The sequence below is a fragment of the Congregibacter brevis genome, from assembly GCF_045689245.1.
GTDB classification, from domain to species: domain Bacteria; phylum Pseudomonadota; class Gammaproteobacteria; order Pseudomonadales; family Halieaceae; genus Congregibacter; species Congregibacter brevis.
On the sequence record NZ_CP136865.1, the window covers coordinates 2,934,350 to 2,952,954 of the forward strand.

Below are 18,605 nucleotides of genomic sequence, written 5' to 3' on the forward strand. Positions count from 1 at the left end.
AGACGTCCGTCACGTGTACTCCTGTAAGAGTTCAAATTAAGAGGTTCTGATCAAGCTATGCCATCTGTCCTTCGCATTTTGTTTCGCTGGTGTCTTCGCGGCTACCTGTTCTATCTCTTCCTCAGCCTCTTCGTGGCGTTACCGGCACTGAACATCATGGTTCCACGGCTTACTCATGACGCTCTCAATCGAGAACTCCAGAGCGAGATACTGCTGTTCAACCCTTTCTCCCTGACCCTGGAGGCTCGAGGAGTTAGCATCGTCGAGCCCAGCGGACACACCCCACTCGGCTTTGAGTCCCTGGAGGTGAACTTGTCGCTCGAGAGTCTCTGGGAGCCAGGCATCGTCCTCGACAAATTCAGTGTTGAACAACTGGACATACACGTGCTCCGTCACGCGGCCGGTGAGTTTCACTTTGCTGATCTAATCGACGGCTCCGAGGAAACGGAGTCCGAAGAGCCGACTGAAGCACCTGGGATCACCATCCACGATTTGCTCATCGAAGCCCATACGATCAGGTTCACTGATGAAACGAAACCTGGACCGTACACCACGGTACAACGGGACTTCAGAGTACGGACCCAGAACCTGACGACAGTGCCGGAGCGCCAAAGCGATGGAGATCTGGTACTTACCGGCGACGGCGGCGGAGAAATACGATGGAACGGCGAAATGGCTGTGGCCGCAGGCAACAGTCGCGGACGCGTGATTTTGGAGGGTATTGACCTCACTCCTGCGTGGCGTTACGAGGCTGATACGCTACCTTTCGTAGTCAACAGCGCCCGCTTAAGCGCAGCGTTCAATTACAGTGTCGATTGGGATGGTGACCTCAAGGCGACCCTGAGCGACAGCGAGATACGCCTAAAAAGAACCGACCTGCGCCCTGCGGACGCAGACAGCATTCCGAACACTTCGGTAATGCTTGAAGAAGTTGCGGTTACCGGTATTGCGATGGACCTCGCAAAGCAGTTGGTGGATGTTAACGCAGTGACCATCGATGGCTTAAAAATCAGTGGTTACGATGAAGGAGGCGATCCGAGTCTGTTGGCGATGTTTGGTATCAAGCCGGAGCAAGCAGACGTGAGTAGCCCCAAGACTGCTGCCGAAACAGCGGACAGCAACGAAACCGCTGACGGCGCTCCGTGGACCATAAGCCTCTCCACATTCGATTTACAAAACAGTGAAGTCGCTTGGCGCACGAGCTATCTTGCTCCAGAGGTGATGCGACTATCACCGCTTTCCGTTGCGGTGCAGGAGGTGGCCTGGCCCGCAACGATGGAGTCTCCCTACCAGCTGTCGCTGGCGATTAATGACAACACAATGATCAAAGTAGCCGGCTTACTCAACATTGAGAGTGGCAGCGGTAGCGCAAAAGCCGAAGTCGCTCACTGGCCCCTTCCCTGGCTAAACCCCTTGGTAAATGAACAGGCCCGGGCACACATCGGACGCGGAGATTTTTCGTTGCAGTCCACGGTTAGTCTAAATGCTTTTGCGCCTGACAAGATTGAAGCTGCATTACAGATCAAAGATTACAGCACTGTCCTGGACGAAACCGGGGAAGAAGCCTTTACCTTTGACATGCTGAGCTTGGATGGCATCGCGGCTGACGTACCAGGACAATCCCTAGTGATAGATAGCTTTACCCTTCAACGCCCCTCTGGCTCTCTGCACATCCGTGAAGATGGCGTCATCAACGTGAATGGAATAGTACGCGGCGGACCGCAAGATGATGAAGGTTTAAACGAAGAGGTAGAAGTCGACTCTGATGCAGAGGACGCTGCATGGCGTGTTCAGTTGAGCAAGCTTAGTCTGCGTGAAGGGCGCCTCGACTTTGCAGACGCATCTCTCCCGCTGCCCTTCAAGACGCTCATTGATAGCGTCGAGGCGGATATAAAGGACATCGATACGGCGTCAGAGAAGCCACTCAATATGGAGTTCAAGGGCAGTGTAGATGGCTACGCCCCGGTGGTGATACTTGGCAGCGGCAAGCCCTTCGCAGACCGTCGGGACGCTGAACTACGCTTCACCTTCAGAGGTATGGATATCGCAACCATGTCGCCCTACTCTGGGACCTATGCGGGATACACGCTGGATAGCGGCACGCTGAGCCTGGATCTCCGCTACGCCCTCGACGGGCAGACGCTGGATGGCGACAACCGTATCGTCATATCGCAGATGGAGCTTGGGGAGCCCGTGGAAAGTGAGCTTGCCATCGATGCTCCGCTAAAACTCGGCATTGCATTACTCACGGACAGCAAAGGCATTATCGACCTCTCCGTTCCTATTAGTGGGAATGTGGACTCGCCAGATTTTTCTCTCGGACCCATCATTGGCAGAGCGATCACCAACATCATTGTAAAAGCCGTAACCGCTCCCTTCAGCCTGCTAGCGGGCCTTGTCGGTAGCGATGACGACCTTGAAAACATCGCCTTCACCCCGGGCAGCAGCGCCCTAGAAACAGAGGCTCAACGCTCTCTGGAGGCCTTGGGTACAGCGTTACTGGAGCGCCCTCAGCTAAATCTGCGCATAGCTGGTGGCACAGACCCCATCGCGGATAGCGCAGCGCTAAAAGAAAAGCTTTTGCGAGAAGAACTGGGTGCCCAGGGGATTAACGCTGCCATGATCGACGGGCAGAGCGAGGCGTTTATCAATGAGTTGACCTCGCGCTACGAGGCCTTATCGTTAACCAACAGGTCCGAAGATGACGACTCTGAGGACATACCGGTAGAGCCCGCTACGATGTGGCAAACCCTTATCGATCAACGCACATTACCTAAGGTCGCCTTGCAAGATCTCGCTACGGAAAGAGCAGCAATTGCCAAACGAGAACTGGTAACAATCGGCGGGGTTGATCCTGCACGCATTGCGATAAGCTTTGACGCCGAACTCGCCGCAAGCGGCGTGCAGATGATCGTAGACAGTTAAGGTTAGACAGCATCGCTCAAAGACAGGGAGTCTTGGAGCGCGCGCTTTACGAACTTGCCGTTTGCATTCCTCGGCAGAGGCTCGTCTAGGAGCCAGATGTAACGCGGCACCTTGAAGGGCGCGACGATGGCTTTGCAGTGCTCACGCAAGGCTGCGGCCTCGAGGGTCTCGCCGGGCTTCACATAAATTGCCGCCCCCACCTCTTCACCAAGGCGGTCATCAGGCACTGAAAACACCACGCACTCGGCAACACTGTCGTGGCTGAACAAGGCATTCTCCACTTCGGCACAGTAAACGTTTTCGCCGCCGCGCAGGACCATATCTTTGGCGCGATCGACAAGATAGATAAAGCCGTCTTCGTCGATGTAAGCGATATCACCGGTACGGAACCAGCCGTCAACGATGCTTTCCGCAGTAGCTTCGGGTCGATTCAAATAGCCCTTAACAACTGGCGCGCCTCGCACCACGAGCTCGCCAATTTCATTTGCGGGTAAATCAGCGCCATCGCCATCAATACACTTGGCCTCAAATGTCGGCATCGCCGGACCCACGCTCGTGGGCCGATCAAGAAAGAACTCCAGAGCCACTGCTGCGATGATTCCTGATGTCTCTGTCAATCCATAGCCCGTGTTAGGTCGGGTCCCGGGCATAGCTGTCGGCACTTTTCCAACGAGATCAGGCTGCATTGCAGCTCCGCCACCGCCAATGGTCTTGAGGGACGAAACATCGCGCTCCGCGAAATCAGGATGGATCATCAGCTCTCGCGTCATCATCGGTACGGCGCTAAAAGCTGAGATTTTCTCTTTCTCTATCAAACGCAGGGCCTCACCCGCATCCCACTTGTACATATGTACCAGACACCCGCCCACCAGGGTGGCGACGTGCGCTACACAGTTGTTAGCAGTGACGTGGAACAAGGGCGTGGCGACAAGCGCTCGAATCGGCGCATCGCTACCCGGAGCCGCCGGCTCTTCACCCGCGGCGTAGGCGAGAGCCCGAGGCTGCACAGAGTTGATGAAGGCCACGTTCATCACGTTGTTTACACAGCTACGATGAGTCAGCTGGGCTCCTTTGGGACGCCCGGTGGTTCCCGAGGTATAGAAAATACAGGCATCCGAGTCGGTATCAATGTCTACATCGGGCATAGCTCCCTCGCCTGAGGCAAGAGAATCCCATGTTTGAGCCCAAGCAGACACATCACTCTTGGCTCGGACAGCTACTACCTGCATCTCGGCAAATTTTTCGCGAATCTCGTCGAAGCGCTGCAGCCGCTCCTCGTCGGCTATCAGTACCTTAGGAGCTGAGTCTTGAAGGGCATACTCCATTTCATGAGGCACCCACCAAGCGTTCATACCTACCGCAACCGCGCCCATGCTCGTGATAGCCCAATAGGCCAGCATCCACTCGGGGTAGTTGCGCATGGCTATCGCCACACGGTCACCCGGTTCCACACCCATCTCCGAGAGGGCATGAGCAACCGAGGCTACGCGGCGATGAGCCTCGCTGTAGCTGATGCGCTCATCCTGATAAATGAGGTAATCGTTATCGCCGTGTCCCGCGGAAGACAGCCAAAGGTCACGCAGCGAATTCGGTGCGTGCACATAGCTAAGAATTCCTACACCGTGGACATCGGTGCGGTGAACTTCAAACATTTGTCCGGGAGAAGTGAATTCGCTCCAGGCTTTCTTTAGCTCTGCGTACATTTGCTCATCCTGTTTATTTTAATTTGACCAGTAGCGGACTTGACGACTTTAGTCCGATCGCGGCTCAGGAGAATAGCCGCAGTTAACCGCAGTGACAACTTTTCGTAGCCGCCAGCGAAGGGCTCTAACCTTCTGTCCAAAAACATCGAATTGCAAGGAGAGACGAGCTGCTGCAAACTCGCTCGCTCGCATAGCGGTCAGAGTGAAGCATGAGCACACAAACCCTTGATATAGAAGCACTCCAAAAGTACCTGCACGACAAGTTGCCGGGCTTTTCCGGACAGTTAAAGGCTGAAAAATTTGCCGGCGGGCAGTCAAATCCCACGTTTCTGTTAAGTGATGATTCACAGAAGTGGGTTCTTCGCAGAAAGCCACCAGGAGAGCTTTTAGCGTCGGCCCACGCGGTGGACCGTGAATATCGGGTAATGAGCGCACTGGGGGATACCGATGTCCCGGTAGCCAAGACGTATCTGCTTTGTGAAGACGAAAGCATTATTGGCTCGATGTTTTACATCATGGAGTACCTCGAAGGCCGGGTCTTTTGGGACCCAGAGCTTCCGGAGGTGGACTCTGCTGAAGAACGTAGGGCCATCTACGAAGATATGAACCGCGTGCTCGCGGCGCTGCACAGTGTTAGGCCCGCAGATGTCGGCCTTGACGACTATGGCAGACCGGGTAATTACTTTGAACGCCAACTCGGTCGCTGGACCAAACAATACCGAGCATCAGAAACCGAGCACAGCCCAGCCATGGAGCGTCTCATCGAATGGTTGCCTGCGAACATGCCCGAAGACGACGGTCTCGTAAGCCTCGTACACGGTGACTACCGACTGGACAACCTAATGTTCCATCCTACGGAGCCTCGGGTGATCGGGGTCCTTGACTGGGAGCTATCAACCCTGGGCCATCCCATGGCCGATCTCTCTTATCAGGTAATGGCATGGCAAATGCCGGCAGGAGACGGCTTACGAGGACTTACCGGCTGTGATCGTGGCGCACTGGGGATTCCTAGCGATGAGGAGTACATCGCTGCCTATTGTGAACGCACGGGACGTACAGACATCGCGCATTGGAACTTCTATCTGGTGTTTTGTTTCTTCCGCCTGGCGGCGATCCTCCAAGGCGTGAAGAAGCGATCTCTTATCGGCACCGCATCCAGCGCAGAGGCAGATGCCAAAGGCGCGCTGGTGGAACCTTTGGCCGAAATGGGTGTTCGCTACATTACTGCTTAATCAGCTGAACCTTAATCAGCTGAACAAGGGCTGATCAAGCAGCGTCGCTAACCCGCTCCGTGTCCTTGCCCTTAGGTCCCGATGGACGTGAGGCGCTACTCTGGCTCTTTGGCGCTTTTTTGGGCGCTCGCTTCACCGCTTTTTTACGAGCCGGCTTGGTGGCGGACTTCTCGACCGGTGCAGATACCGCTCGGTCCAGACGCTGGGAGCCGGTTTCACGCATCGCTTCACGATCGGAGCGGGTCGGGGCTGGTCGGCGCCGAGAAGCTCTGGGACGCTGATACTCATCGCCCTGCGGTCGCAGGTCTCCATATTCGAAGCGATGTAAGATATCTTCCATCGTCCGCGATATCTTGGTGCAGGTCCGAATAGACTCGACCGAAGGGAACGCCGAGCGCTCGCCGGCCTCCATAAGCTCCATCAGTTCTTTTTCAGATAGATGCGCCAGGATCTTGCCCGGGTTATACCAGCGGAAGCTGGGCACAATGTTGATGTCACCGCTGTATTCCTGATCCATAAGCGCGTGCACGCCATTGAGCAGCAAATTGAATCGAGGCCAGTTATCGCCCTGGCGCTGAGCTACTCCCCGGTAAAAGTTCAGCATCTCTCGCCCCATACCCACGCCGAGAGACCCCAAGGCACGAGTCAATTGGCTTCGCTCCTTGCCGCCGTTAAGAAACGGCGTTGCTATAGGGTTCACCATACTCACTATGTAGTGATTAGTACTGTACAAGCGCGACAAGCGCTTCGCGGGGAGGTCATCGGCGATGCTCCCATCAACCCAGCGACGAGTGGGCAGATAGGGCTGTGCTTCCCCATGAACGTTTCTCGCCATCAGGGTGACCGGAGGAAAAACCCCGGGCACGGCGCAGGACGCCATAACGGCAGAGCGCACAAATACATTGGGTGAAGTGATTGCATTCAAAAGTCTGGAGCGCTGATGCGGCTCTGCCGGCGCTACCGTGATACTAATCTGGCGTCCGGTCTTTTCGTAGGCTTCCTGAAAAGTCAGATCCGGGATCAAACGCGCAACGATCTGCTCGAGATCACCGACATCGATCTGTGGATTGCTGCCAAAAAACATCCGGGAAAATGCGCTGGCTTCGCGCTCAGCCTCAAAGTGCACATTGGCCGGATCATAGAACCGCGTGAGCTCTTTGTCTGTATGCGTGCCCACGACACCCGCGACCAGGGATCCAGCACTGGCGCCAGAGATAACCCGCGGTAACAAATTTTGCTCAAGGAGCGTCTTAACTACCCCCAGATGATAAAAACCAAGAACCCCGCCACCGCTAAGCATTAAGGCGGAGCGGCCGAAGCAGATGTTTGCCCGGTAAAAGAAGTCCATTTTCTGCTGGATATCGATCTCTTCGACATCCAAATCGGCCAAGTAGCGCAAGGCATCGTCAATTTCGTCGATGTATTGCTCGATGAGCTGCTTGGTCCCGTGCTTTGCCCTTCGATAGAGGGAGCTGCGTCCCATGCCACCCATGTTGCCGTGGATGCCCTCATTGAGAGTAAAAAGAAGGCCCTGATAATCATTGCGCACGCGTAAACTGCGAAGGCGATCCAAACGCAAGCGAATCTGCGCGTAATCATACTGACGGCTTTGGTCGACGTTTCTCCATCGCTTGGCACCGCTAACTTCGTCATGCTGCTGAGCTGCCTCAGACCAGTCCTCATAACTGAGGGCTGCGTCCATGGTCTTTTCAATCTTTTTCAACTTCCGCGACGACATCCGTTCTCCCACTGCGCGAACATGTATAGGCGTAGCATAGCGCACCTTGGATCCCCAAAAACATTACCTAAAGTAACAAACTGACACGCACGTCGACCCTCACAGGCGAGAATTCTGGATGCATTTCGTCGCTCCAGACCCTACACTTTGGGACAACTATTGAATCTCCTTAGGTGATTTAGGTCATCTTTGAACTAATAAAAAAGGGATACTCCTGTGCGCGCTTACCTCGTCGCCGCTCTACTTTTACTGCTTATCTTGGGAGGCACTGCCACCTACGTTTTACAGCGTTTTTCTGCCATGGCCTCTGGGGACTACTCTGCTCCGCCGGTCACCATTGCAGCAGGCACCGCTGAATCAAGACCTTGGCGCGAAACCATCGATGCAGTGGGCACTGTCAGAGCTGCCCGGGGGATTTTGCTCACCGCTGAGACCACCGGCGACATTACCGCCATGCTCGTTCAGTCCGGGGATAGTGTTGAACCGGGCCAACCCCTAATGAGCATCGATGAAGAGTATGAGGTCGCCACGCGTCAACGTCTGGAAGCCAGACTGCTCTTGGCAGATCAGCTCTATCAACGCGACGCGCGCCTGATAAAGGAAAACTCAATCCCCCAAAGCCAACTGGATCAGTCAAGAGCAGACCTCCAATCGGCACAGGCAGAGCTTGCTGAAATCGATGCAGTGCTTAAGAACAAGCGTATCAGCGCACCCTTCTCAGGCCGTCTGGGTATTTTTCAGGTTCGTCTGGGCGACTATGTCGAGGCCGGTACCGCCTTGGTCACTCTTCAGGACGTTTCCAGCCTGGAGGTGGACTTTTCGGTTCCCGACCGCTACGCCCCGCTCATGCAGCCCGGTCTGAGTATCGCCCTACGAACAGCCGCTTTCCCGGATCAAAGCTTTACTGCCACGCTAAGAGCGGTCGATTCCCAAATTGATGAAAACACGCGAAATCTGCAGATTCGCGCTAGCCTCGATGAAGGACAAGGCTTGCTACCGGGAATGTTTGCCAGCCTTGTGATCGACCTCAATCGCGAAACTCTCCGCGTATTTGTACCCGAGACTGCGGTGAGCTATTCGCTTCAAGGTAATCTTGTCTACGTGATCGAGGAAGATGACGACGGCCTGTTCGTCAGTCCGCGTGTCGTGAAGACCGTCGCTGCCAACAACGGCGAAGTCGTTATCGTCAGTGGCGTAGAGGATGGGGAGCGCATCGTGATCGCCGGGCAAAACAAGCTTTATCGTGGCGCTCGGGTCCAAATTGATCCAGACGCAGGTATCTGAGCATGCGCTTCACAGATGTTTTTATCCAACGCCCAGTACTCTCTGTGGTGCTCAGCGCTTTTATCCTCATCGCCGGGCTCGCCTCCCTGGGGAAGATCACTCTGCGAGAGTTCCCGGAGTTGGAGCGGAGCATCATCTCGGTCACTACCGTTTACCCCGGCGCAAACTCAAGGACCATCCAGGGATTTGTCACTACCCCGCTGCAGGTAAACATCGCTGGCGCGAGGGGTGTCGAGTACATCACATCATCCAGTAATCCCGGAGTTTCATCGATACAGGTGCACGTGCGGCTTGGGGAGAACACCTCCAACGTGCTCACGGAAGTTATTGCTAAAGTAAACGAAGCGCGCGATGAGCTTCCGGATGATGTTCAGGATCCCGTCATCTCAACCACAGGAAGTGGTGACGCGATGATGTATCTCGCCTTTGTCAGCGAGCAAATGACGCCTTTTCAAGTGACTGACTATCTTCTGCGCAGCGTTCAACCTGAATTGGCCACCATAGAAGGCGTCGGTAAAGCCGGCATATTTGGCCGCTATCTCGCCATGCGTATTTGGCTGGACCCTGTACGCATGGCAGCACTGAACGTCACATCCAACGATGTCAACGCGGCGATCCGAAGGGACAACGTAATCAGCACCGCAGGCGCCACTGAGGGCGAGTGGATACGAGTCACCGTGGACGCTGTGACCGGGATGCGCACGGCGAAAGAGTTCCAATCGCTGGTCGTTCGTCAGGATGAAGACCGGCAGGTGAGACTGGGTGATGTCGCAGAAGTCGAGCTAGCCGCGGAGAACAATCAGTCGCGTCAGTTCACCAGTGGTCGAGACACGGTATTTATGTCCATCACCACGGCTCCAGATGCCAACCCACTTTCAGTCTCCGCTGCCGTCCACGACATTCTCCCCGCCATTGAAGCCAACCTTCCCGCTGACATGGAACTGATCATGGACTGGGACAGTTCAGTCGCCATTGATGACGCACTCCAGGAAGTCAGTAACACTCTGCTCGAAGCGGGAATTATTGTTATTCTGGTGATCTTTCTGTTTTTGGGTTCTTTCCGTGTGGTACTGATTCCACTCGTTGCGATACCACTTTCACTTATTGGCGTGGTGTTCATCATGCTGAGCATGGGGTTTTCGCTGAACCTTCTAACACTGCTTGCCATGGTAATCGCCATCGGCCTCGTCGTTGATGACGCTATCGTCGTGGTGGAAAACGTCCATCGGCATATCGAAGATGGTGCAACGCCTATGCAGGCCGCCATCGACGGGGCCAGAGAAGTCGCTCTACCCGTGATTGCCATGACCCTGACGCTTGCCGCTGTCTATGCCCCCATCGCCTTCATCGGCGGGCTCACCGGCGCGCTATTTAGCGAGTTTGCCCTCACGCTTGCAGGCGCCGTCCTCGTTTCCGGCGTGGTTGCGCTAACACTCAGTCCCATGATGGCTTCTCGCTTTTTGCAGGGGCACGAAGAACAGGGACGCTTTGCGGACATGCTGGATAACTTCTTCCACCGCATGAATCGTGGTTACCAGGGCATGCTCACGCACTGTCTGAACAATCGTGGCGCGGTACTGATGTTCACGGCCGGCATACTGCTCAGTCTGCCCGCCCTGTTTCTCGTTAGCCAAAGGGAACTGGCACCCGAGGAAGATACAAGCTCTCTCTACGTCGTAGGATCTGCCCCAAGCTATGCAAACCTCGATTACGTAAACGTCTTTCTGGACCAGGTCGTGGATATTTGGAAGGAGATTCCAGAGATTCAGGGGTCTTGGCAGGTCGCAGAGCCGGACAGTAACTTCGGCGGACTGAACATGACCAGCTGGAAGGAGCGAACCCGCACCCAGCAAGAAGTGCAACAGGAACTCCAAAGCAAGCTGGGAAACATCGCGGGCATGGAGCTCTTTAGCTTTGGTAACCCTCCCCTACCGGGTTCAGATTCCGGGCTTCCGCTTAGCTTCGTTGTCGCATCCACCGCGCCCTACGATGAGGTGGAACGGGTGGGCGAGGAACTCCTCAACGCCGCTCGACAATCTGGCATGTTTATTTTCGTCAGCCAGAGTCTCGATTTTAATCGGCCGGAAATCAGCGTCGACATTGATCGGGAATTAGCCTCGCGGCTGGGCATCTCGATGCAGGACATCGCCAATACCTTAGCGGTGATGCTAGGAGAAGCCGAGGTCAATCGATTCACCCGCGAGGGCCGCAGCTATAAAGTGATTCCTCAGGCAGGGAGAGACTTCCGTCTCACCCAATCAGAGCTCGAGAAATACTATCTACGCACAACAGGCGGAGACCTGGTGCCGCTATCCAGTGTTATTAGCCTTCAAACCCGAGTTGAACCCAATACGCTATCCCAGTATCAACAGCTTAACAGTACGACAATACAGGGCATGATGATGCCGCCAAACACCCTGGGTGATGGACTGAGCTTCCTTGAGCTTCAGTTGGCGGAAATAGCCCCTCGAGGATTCCGCGTCGGCTACACCGGGGCGTCGCGGCGCTATGTTCAGGAGAGTGCAACGTTCCCTATTCTGTTCGGCATGTCTCTACTACTTATATTTTTAGTACTTGCGGCACAGTTCAATAGCTTTCGCGATCCTCTCGTTGTGTTGGTGGCCGTCCCGCTATCAATTTTTGGCGCAATGTTGCCCATGGCGATGGGGCTGATGACGCTGAACATCTACACACAGATCGGACTACTGACACTCATTGGACTCATCGCGAAACACGGCATTCTCATTGTGGAATTTGCCAATCACCTTGTGCTCGAGGGAGCTGATCGGCGTAGCGCCGTGCTGGAGGCCGCGACTCTGCGTCTGCGTCCGATCCTAATGACGACATTCGCAACGGTGCTTGGCGTTTTACCTTTGGTGCTCGCGGCTGGACCCGGCGCCAATGCCCGCTTTGGTATCGGCCTGACCATTACCGCGGGCATGCTTATTGGAACTCTCTTCACGCTGTTTGTGCTACCGGTGTTCTATCTCCCGTTTAGAAACGAGGCTAAGACGGAAAACACGGCAGGCGAAGCGGTCCCACAAAACAGCTAAGGCGCTAGCCGGCCCTGAGCCCGAGCCCGAGCCCGAGCATGAGACGTGGAGCTGCGCAAGGACTTACTCCTTGGCGATGTCGTCCCTCGCTGCTGCTCGGTACTCTTCTACGAGATGGCGTTTGTAAAGTTTGCCGTTATCGAGGCGAGGCAGACTTTCGTTAAAGTCTATAGAGCGCGGAATCTTGATATGTGACAGTCTTTCGCGGAGCCACTCCATCAGTTCAATGGCAACCTCATCCGTAGCGTCGACCCAGTTCTGCGGCTGAACCACAGCCTTCACCTCCTCGCCAAATTCCTCGTGAGGAATACCGAATACGGCGACGTCAGCGACCTTGTCGTGGGTAATGAGCAGATTTTCGACCTCCTGTGGATAGATGTTGACGCCACCGCTAATAATCATGAAATGTTTGCGATCGGTTAGATACAAATAACCTTCTTCGTCCAAATAGCCGACGTCACCCGTGTTAGCCCAGCCTTCTTCGTTATAAGACGCGGCGGTTTTTTCGGGCTCTTTGTAGTACTCGAACGTCGCTTGAGAGCCGCTGAAGTAAATCGCACCGACCTCCCCCGCAGGTAACTCTCGGCCCTCATCGTCCACGATGTGCAGCTCTCCGAGCATCGCGCGTCCAACGGAACCTTTATGACTCAGCCATTGGGGTGAATCGATCAATGTGGCGCCAATAGACTCGCTCGCGGCGTAATACTCCACGATCACGGGGCCCCACCAATCAATCATTCTCTCTTTGGTCTCTATGGGACAGGGCGCTGCAGCGTGTATCGCAAATTGCATAGAGCTAAGGTCATACTTGTCGCGCATTTCCTCGGGCAACTTCAACATACGTACAAACATAATGGGAACCCACTGACTGTGCGTAACACGATGCTCTTCTATGAGTGCAAGTGCGCGCTCGGGATCAAACTGCTCCATGATCACCGTCGTGCCGCCCATGTACAGAGTAAGCATGTTGTAGTGCAGGGGCGCTGCGTGATAGAGCGGTGCTGGCGACAGGTATACGGTTTCTTCACCAAATCCGAAAGCTGCGCCCAAGGTCCCTGCGAGAAAATGCGGAGCGTGCATATCATCCGAATCAGGGGGCACAAAAACTCCCTTAGGCTGCCCCGTAGTGCCCGACGAATACAGCATCGGAACTCCGTTCGCCTGATCCTCCACAGCCGTGGTTGGCTGCGCGTCAGTGGCCTCTTCCCAAGATTCAAAGTCGTCGCGTACACCACCGACCATAAACTGGTGATGAACCCCCGCAGCACTCTCCGTCGCAGCGATAGCCACCGACGCCACCTTGGGCGACGCAATAAAAAGTTTCGCCTCGCAGTTACTAAGAATGTAGGCAGTCTCTTCCGCCTTAAGGTGACTGCTGATGGCGGTGAAAATTATGCCCGCCCGCTGAGCGCCCCAGCAAATCTCCAAATACTCCCGGCGATTCTCCATCATCAAGGCAATGTGGTCGCCTGAATTCAAACCCAAAGATCGGAACAACTGCGCCGCCTGGTTCGACCGTTCGTCTAACTCCCGATAGGTGACCATCTTGTCACCGCCTCCCAATGCATCGGCCACAATGATGGCAGGCTTATGGGGATAGACTTTGGCGGTTTCGCTGGGATGTGGCATCCGGGGCTCCTGGAAGTTGTTATTCGACTATCTAAAGATACTATAGAATAGTGGCGCTCTCAGGTACTCTCCTTCGCTCTAATTACGGACTCGTTCAAGCAACCCCTTCACAGCTTATATGTAGGTTAGAAACGTGGAAGTAGTCGCAAACATCACCCCCTCAGCGCTTCGCGAAAAAATACGCAGCGGGGAGTTTTCGGACAATACATCAGGCCTTGCGCCCGGTTTCGTGCAGTGCAACATCGTTATTCTGCCGTCCCAGTGGGCCGCTGATTTCCTGCGTTTTTGTCAGGCGAATCCGCGCCCCTGCCCTCTCATTGCCTGCAGCTCTTCGCCGGGTGACACGGGGCTGGCAAAACTCGGTAATATTGATATTCGACGAGACATACCTTCCTATCGAGTGTTTCGCGATGGCGTTTTTGATGTCGAGTGCGGTGACATCATGGATCTGTGGACTGAGGATCTCGTGACCTTCGCCTTGGGCTGCTCCTTCTCTTTCGAAGAGGCGCTTATGGAGGCCGGACTGGACGTACGCAACATCAGTGAAAAGGTCAACGTGCCAATGTTTCGAAGCAACATTCCCTGCGAGTCCGCAGGACCCTTTTCGGGAGATATGGTGGTAAGCATGCGGCCATTTCTCCCTGCTGATGCTATCCGTGCAATACAGGTGTGCAGTCGTTTCCCCGCCGTACACGGTGCGCCAGTGCACCTCGGTGATCCCGGCGCAATTGGCATTGCGGACATCAACGCTCCGGATTACGGTGACCCGGTGAATATTCGAACTGGGGAGTTACCTCTATTTTGGGCCTGCGGTGTCACACCTCAGGTGGCACTGGAAAACGCGGCGCCCCCATTTGCGATTACTCACAGTCCGGGCTGCATGTTGGTGACAGACATGCGCAATGCTGAACTGGCTATTCTCTAAGTGATGCGCAAGACCACGCAGATATTGAAGAATGACAAGCTGCAGGAGCGTACAACGTGTTATTGAACTGCGATTTGGGTGAAAGCTTTGGCAGCTGGCGTATGGGTCTGGACGAGGAGGTTATGCCCTTCCTCGACCAAGCCAATGTCGCCTGTGGTTTTCACGGCGGCGACCCTCTAACTATGGAGAGGACACTTAAGTTGGCTGCGGAGCATGGCGTGTCTGTGGGCGCTCATCCCGCCTATCCAGATCTCGTCGGCTTTGGCAGACGGAGCATGGCCCTATCCGCTGACGAGCTCCGCAGCACCCTCCTTTACCAAATTGCCGCGATCGATGGTATGGCTAAAACCCTGGGTGTGGACCTGCAGTATGTGAAGCCCCACGGCGCCCTCTACAACGACATGATGGCAAACTCCGAAGTTCGCAATACCGTAATGCAATCGGTAGCGGCTTATGCAAAGCCGCTGACACTCATGCTTCAGGCCACCACTGAAGCCCAAAGCCATCGGTCAGAGGCCTCCTCCTTGAATCTTCCGCTGTACTTCGAAGCTTTTGCAGACCGATGCTACGACGATGACGGTCGTCTGCTCTCAAGACGCAAACCCGGAGCCGTCCACGATCGAGACCGTATGCTCGCCCAGGTCGAGCAACTGGCACGCCAATCCACGGTTACCACGGTATCTGGAGAAACGCTGACGCTTCAGGTAGACAGTTTGTGCGTCCATGGTGACAACGCCGAAGGTGTAAACGCCATCCGAGAGATTCGACAGTTACTTGCCGATGACTGACCTTCGGATCGAGTGTGCAGGAGAGGCAGCGCTCATTGTCTACCTGGGCAGCGAGAGCTCCCCGGCAGTCGCCGCCAGGGTACAGGCCCTTGGGGATGCCCTGCGTCCCGCATTAGCATCGGCATTGGTGGACCTGATTCCTTCCTACGCCTCACTGCTCGTCTTGTTTGACCCACTAAAAAGCGACCGCTACCACGTGAGTCAATGCATTAGAGCCTGCATACCTGATCTTGCAACGGGCACAACCAACAGCGGCCGGCTCGTGGAGATTCCCGTCTACTACTCGACCGAAAGTGGTGAGGACCTTCAATCTCTTGCCGACAGTAAAGGTTTGTCCGTGGCAGAGGTGATCGACATTCACAGTCACCAGGAGTATCGCGTCTATGCCATAGGCTTTGCACCGGGCTTTGCGTATCTGGGCGACGTCGATTCACGCATAGCGGCTCCCCGGCTACGCACGCCGCGCCAGAAGGTGCCCAGGGGCGCTGTGGCCATTGCTGACCGGCAAACAGCGGTGTACCCAGCGGTTTCACCTGGTGGCTGGAACCTGATTGGTCGCTCACCCCAAAGAATGTTCGATCCGGAAGCGACAGAACCTATGCCCGTGCACGTGGGTGACCGCGTGCGATTCAGACCCATTGACCGATCAGCCTTCCTAAAGGCTGGGGGCGAGCTTTGAGCAGCTTAAAAGTGCTACAGCCCGGACTCCTGAGCCTGCTGCAGGATCGGGGCCGTTTCGCGCAGGCGGCCATAGGCCTGACAACCGGCGGCCCCATGGACGCCCTGGCTGCATCCCTTGCGAATCGCCTTCTCCAGAACGCGCCTAACGCTACGCTGATCGAGGCTAGTTTTGGCGGTCTCTGCCTTCGTGCCAACGAAGACGTGCAGATAGCGGTAACCGGAGCCTCCCTCCCTCTTAGCGTTAACGGGGAAGAAAAAGCCCTCTGGTCGGTGATCGATCTTGCAGCGGGAGATGAGCTCAGTCTTGGTTACAGCACTACCGGCTGTCGCAGCTACGTTGCGGTGCGCGGTGGCTTGGCCATTCCCGAGAGCTTTGGCAGCAGTTCCACCGTTGTTCGTGAAGGTATCGGGGGCCTGAACGGCGGGCGGCTTGCTGCTGGGGATACGCTCCCCATCCATCCAAGCGACGCCGTTCTGCGCTTGTGGCTACCCCCTGAGATGCGTCCAAAGTACCACCATCGTGCAACGGTACGAGTGATCCCAGGGTATCAGCACAAGCATTTCCCCCGCCTTGAGCAAAGGCGCTTTTTTGATAGTGACTACACGGTCACGGATCGCAGCGACCGTATGGGCTACCGGCTGGAGGGCCCGGTAATCAACTGTGAGATCGAGGGCATTCTGTCCGAAGGCATTGCTCCTGGCGCGATTCAGATCCCTGCCGACGGTCAACCCATCGTTTTGCTTAACGATCGACAAACCATCGGCGGGTATCCAAAGATTGGTTGCGCTCTGTCTCTAGATTGCGCAGCGCTCGCGCAGTTGCGTCCGGGAGACACAGTGACCTTCACCGCCATCTCTGAACACAGCGCCCACAACGCACTACATCTCGCGCATGTGTTTGATCGCTCCCGAACACCGGAGCCTGCACCACAATGAACCTCAGCGAACTGACCGAATCAATGGAGCAACTGCTGGTTGAGCGCAACCTTCGGCGCATGGCGGAGCTGAGACCCGCCTTGGAATCAGGTTATGTGCTGCGCGCGGGAAGGCTGTTGGCAGATGCTGATTCAGTGCTAATAGGCACGGGATTTCCTGTATTAGAAACCTTCGAAACCGACGGCCCTCTCGGAGCTATCGCCCTGTACAAAGCACTGGAGCAACTTGGAAAAAAGTGCCATCTGGCCTGCGCTGATCCGTTGGCGGGTGCCCTTGATCAGGATTTCGAAGTCTTGAAGCTACAAGCTTTTGACCTTGATTCGGCGCGCAGGGAAGCCGAGTCAATGCTCGCTACACTCAAACCCGATGTTGTGGTTTCTATAGAGCGGCCGGGACTTGCAGAAGACAATCGTTACTACAATATGCGCGGTGAGGATATTTCGATCCGCTGCGCCATATTTGATTACTATTTGACTCTTTCACCGGGGTCCAGCGTTGCCATTGGTGATGGTGGCAACGAAATAGGCATGGGCAAACTTCAGGCCGAAGTTAGCGCCCTGGACATCCACGGGGCGGCAACAAGCTGCGATGAGCTTCTCATTGCGGATGTCTCCAACTGGGGAGCCTACGCCTTGGTCGCGATACTTGAAGCACTGACGCACACACGACTGCTCGCGTCGGTAGAGCACCATGAAACGCTCCGCTATTTGTCAGAGCGCGGCAGCATAGATGGTGTCACGCGAGAGAACACGCTTACAGAAGACGGCCTGCCAGCGTCAGCTGGAGCAGACTTACTTGGCCAACTCCAGCAACGACTGGATGAGTATGATCCTTCCCAGGAGAACGAAAAGGTATGAATCAGGTTTATCTCAATGGGCAGTTTATGCCGATGAGCGAGGCGAAAATCTCGCCTATGGATCGGGGCTTCCTTTTTGGTGACGGAATTTACGAGGTCATCCCGGTTTACAGTGGCCAGAGCGTCGGACTGGGGCCACATTTGTCGCGCATGCAAGAAGGCCTGGATGCGATTGAGCTGTCAATGACGGTAGAGCACGACGAGTGGCGGAGTATCGTTAACGAGCTCGCCGACTCAAATGAGGGTGACAATCTCGGTATCTACATTCAAATCAGCCGGGGTGCTGATAACAAGCGAAATCACGCCATGCCCGTAGGCATTGAGGCCACCCGTTTTGCATTCGCATTTGAAATCCCACCGCCACCTGCAGCAGACAAAAACCTGGCCAAGCGCTACGAGGTTTCTGCAACGCGGGATCTGCGCTGGCAGCGCTGTAATATCAAGTCCACCTCTTTACTGGGTAACGTCATGCACTACCAGCATGGCCATTCAAAGGGTCATCATGAGACGCTGCTTTTCAATGCCAATGATGAGCTCACCGAGGCTGCTGCTTGTAATGTATTCATTGTGAAAGATGGTGTTATCTCCACCCCGCTTCTGGATCATCAGAAGCTGCCGGGCATCACGCGCCTGATGCTTCTGGACATGCTGCGAAAGCACTCTCCCCGAACCGTTGAAGAGCGCGTCATCACACGGGAAGAAGTCGATAGTGCGGACGAAGTTTGGCTCACCAGCTCCAGCAAGGAAGTAGCGCCGGTAGTCGCGATTGAGGGCGTCCCGGTTGGGTCCGGTGATGTGGGCGATGTGTGGCTCGAAGCAGAGTCTCTGTTCAGCCAGCACCGCTACGAGTACTAG

General features: G+C 55.3%; 13 protein-coding genes. 10 read left to right on the plus strand and 3 right to left on the minus strand.

Features of this window, described 5'->3' with window-relative positions:
• Positions 1-57: 57 nt before the first annotated feature.
• A complete protein-coding gene (locus R0137_RS13050) occupies positions 58-2,925 on the plus strand; it encodes a DUF748 domain-containing protein (protein WP_407326844.1) in 2,868 nt (955 codons plus the stop codon).
• 2 nt (positions 2,926-2,927) lie between these two features.
• Here the strand turns inward: R0137_RS13050 and R0137_RS13055 are convergent, their stop codons facing one another.
• On the minus strand, positions 2,928-4,628 hold the full coding sequence (locus R0137_RS13055; RefSeq protein ID WP_407326845.1) for a class I adenylate-forming enzyme family protein: 1,701 nt from the start codon (positions 4,626-4,628) through the stop codon (positions 2,928-2,930).
• A 209-nt stretch (positions 4,629-4,837) separates the two neighbouring features.
• On the opposite strand from R0137_RS13055, the gene R0137_RS13060 reads away from it, so the two are divergent.
• A complete protein-coding gene (locus R0137_RS13060; protein WP_407326846.1) occupies positions 4,838-5,860 on the plus strand; it encodes a phosphotransferase in 1,023 nt (340 codons plus the stop codon).
• Between the two features lie 34 nt (positions 5,861-5,894).
• Here the strand turns inward: R0137_RS13060 and R0137_RS13065 are convergent, their stop codons facing one another.
• Positions 5,895-7,562: a DUF3336 domain-containing protein gene (locus tag R0137_RS13065; RefSeq protein WP_407326847.1), complete on the minus strand. Its 1,668-nt coding sequence runs from the start codon at positions 7,560-7,562 to the stop codon at positions 5,895-5,897.
• Between the two features lie 252 nt (positions 7,563-7,814).
• On the opposite strand from R0137_RS13065, the gene R0137_RS13070 reads away from it, so the two are divergent.
• A complete protein-coding gene (locus R0137_RS13070; RefSeq protein WP_407326848.1) occupies positions 7,815-8,882 on the plus strand; it encodes an efflux RND transporter periplasmic adaptor subunit in 1,068 nt (355 codons plus the stop codon).
• Positions 8,883-8,884: 2 nt separating this feature from the next.
• On the plus strand, positions 8,885-11,935 hold the full coding sequence (locus R0137_RS13075) for an efflux RND transporter permease subunit (RefSeq protein ID WP_407326849.1): 3,051 nt from the start codon (positions 8,885-8,887) through the stop codon (positions 11,933-11,935).
• A 63-nt stretch (positions 11,936-11,998) separates the two neighbouring features.
• Here R0137_RS13075 and R0137_RS13080 read toward each other — a convergent pair whose 3' ends face one another.
• Positions 11,999-13,564 (minus strand): acyl-CoA synthetase, encoded by a 1,566-nt coding sequence (locus R0137_RS13080; RefSeq protein ID WP_407326850.1) that lies wholly within the window; start codon positions 13,562-13,564, stop codon positions 11,999-12,001.
• Between the two features lie 133 nt (positions 13,565-13,697).
• On the opposite strand from R0137_RS13080, the gene R0137_RS13085 reads away from it, so the two are divergent.
• Genes R0137_RS13085 through R0137_RS13110 form a run of 6 tightly spaced genes read left to right on the plus strand, consistent with a single transcriptional unit; the run spans position 13,698 to position 18,605 of the window.
• Positions 13,698-14,489 carry a putative hydro-lyase gene (locus R0137_RS13085; protein ID WP_407326851.1) on the plus strand — a complete coding sequence of 264 codons (792 nt, stop codon included), beginning with the start codon at positions 13,698-13,700 and terminating at the stop codon, positions 14,487-14,489.
• A gap of 56 nt (positions 14,490-14,545) precedes the next feature.
• The gene (locus tag R0137_RS13090) at positions 14,546-15,277 is read left to right on the plus strand and encodes a 5-oxoprolinase subunit PxpA (protein ID WP_407326852.1); all 732 of its coding nucleotides are present in this window, start codon (positions 14,546-14,548) and stop codon (positions 15,275-15,277) included.
• Positions 15,270-15,956 (plus strand): 5-oxoprolinase subunit PxpB, encoded by a 687-nt coding sequence (pxpB, locus tag R0137_RS13095; RefSeq protein ID WP_407326853.1) that lies wholly within the window; start codon positions 15,270-15,272, stop codon positions 15,954-15,956. The genes R0137_RS13090 and pxpB overlap by 8 nt, the downstream gene beginning before the upstream one ends.
• Positions 15,953-16,894 carry a biotin-dependent carboxyltransferase family protein gene (locus R0137_RS13100; RefSeq protein ID WP_407326854.1) on the plus strand — a complete coding sequence of 314 codons (942 nt, stop codon included), beginning with the start codon at positions 15,953-15,955 and terminating at the stop codon, positions 16,892-16,894. The genes pxpB and R0137_RS13100 overlap by 4 nt, the downstream gene beginning before the upstream one ends.
• The gene (locus R0137_RS13105; protein WP_407326855.1) at positions 16,891-17,751 is read left to right on the plus strand and encodes a glutamate cyclase domain-containing protein; all 861 of its coding nucleotides are present in this window, start codon (positions 16,891-16,893) and stop codon (positions 17,749-17,751) included. The genes R0137_RS13100 and R0137_RS13105 overlap by 4 nt, the downstream gene beginning before the upstream one ends.
• Complete coding sequence (locus tag R0137_RS13110; protein ID WP_407326856.1) at positions 17,748-18,605, plus strand: aminotransferase class IV; 858 nt, start codon at positions 17,748-17,750, stop codon at positions 18,603-18,605. Before R0137_RS13105 ends, R0137_RS13110 begins: the two co-directional genes overlap by 4 nt.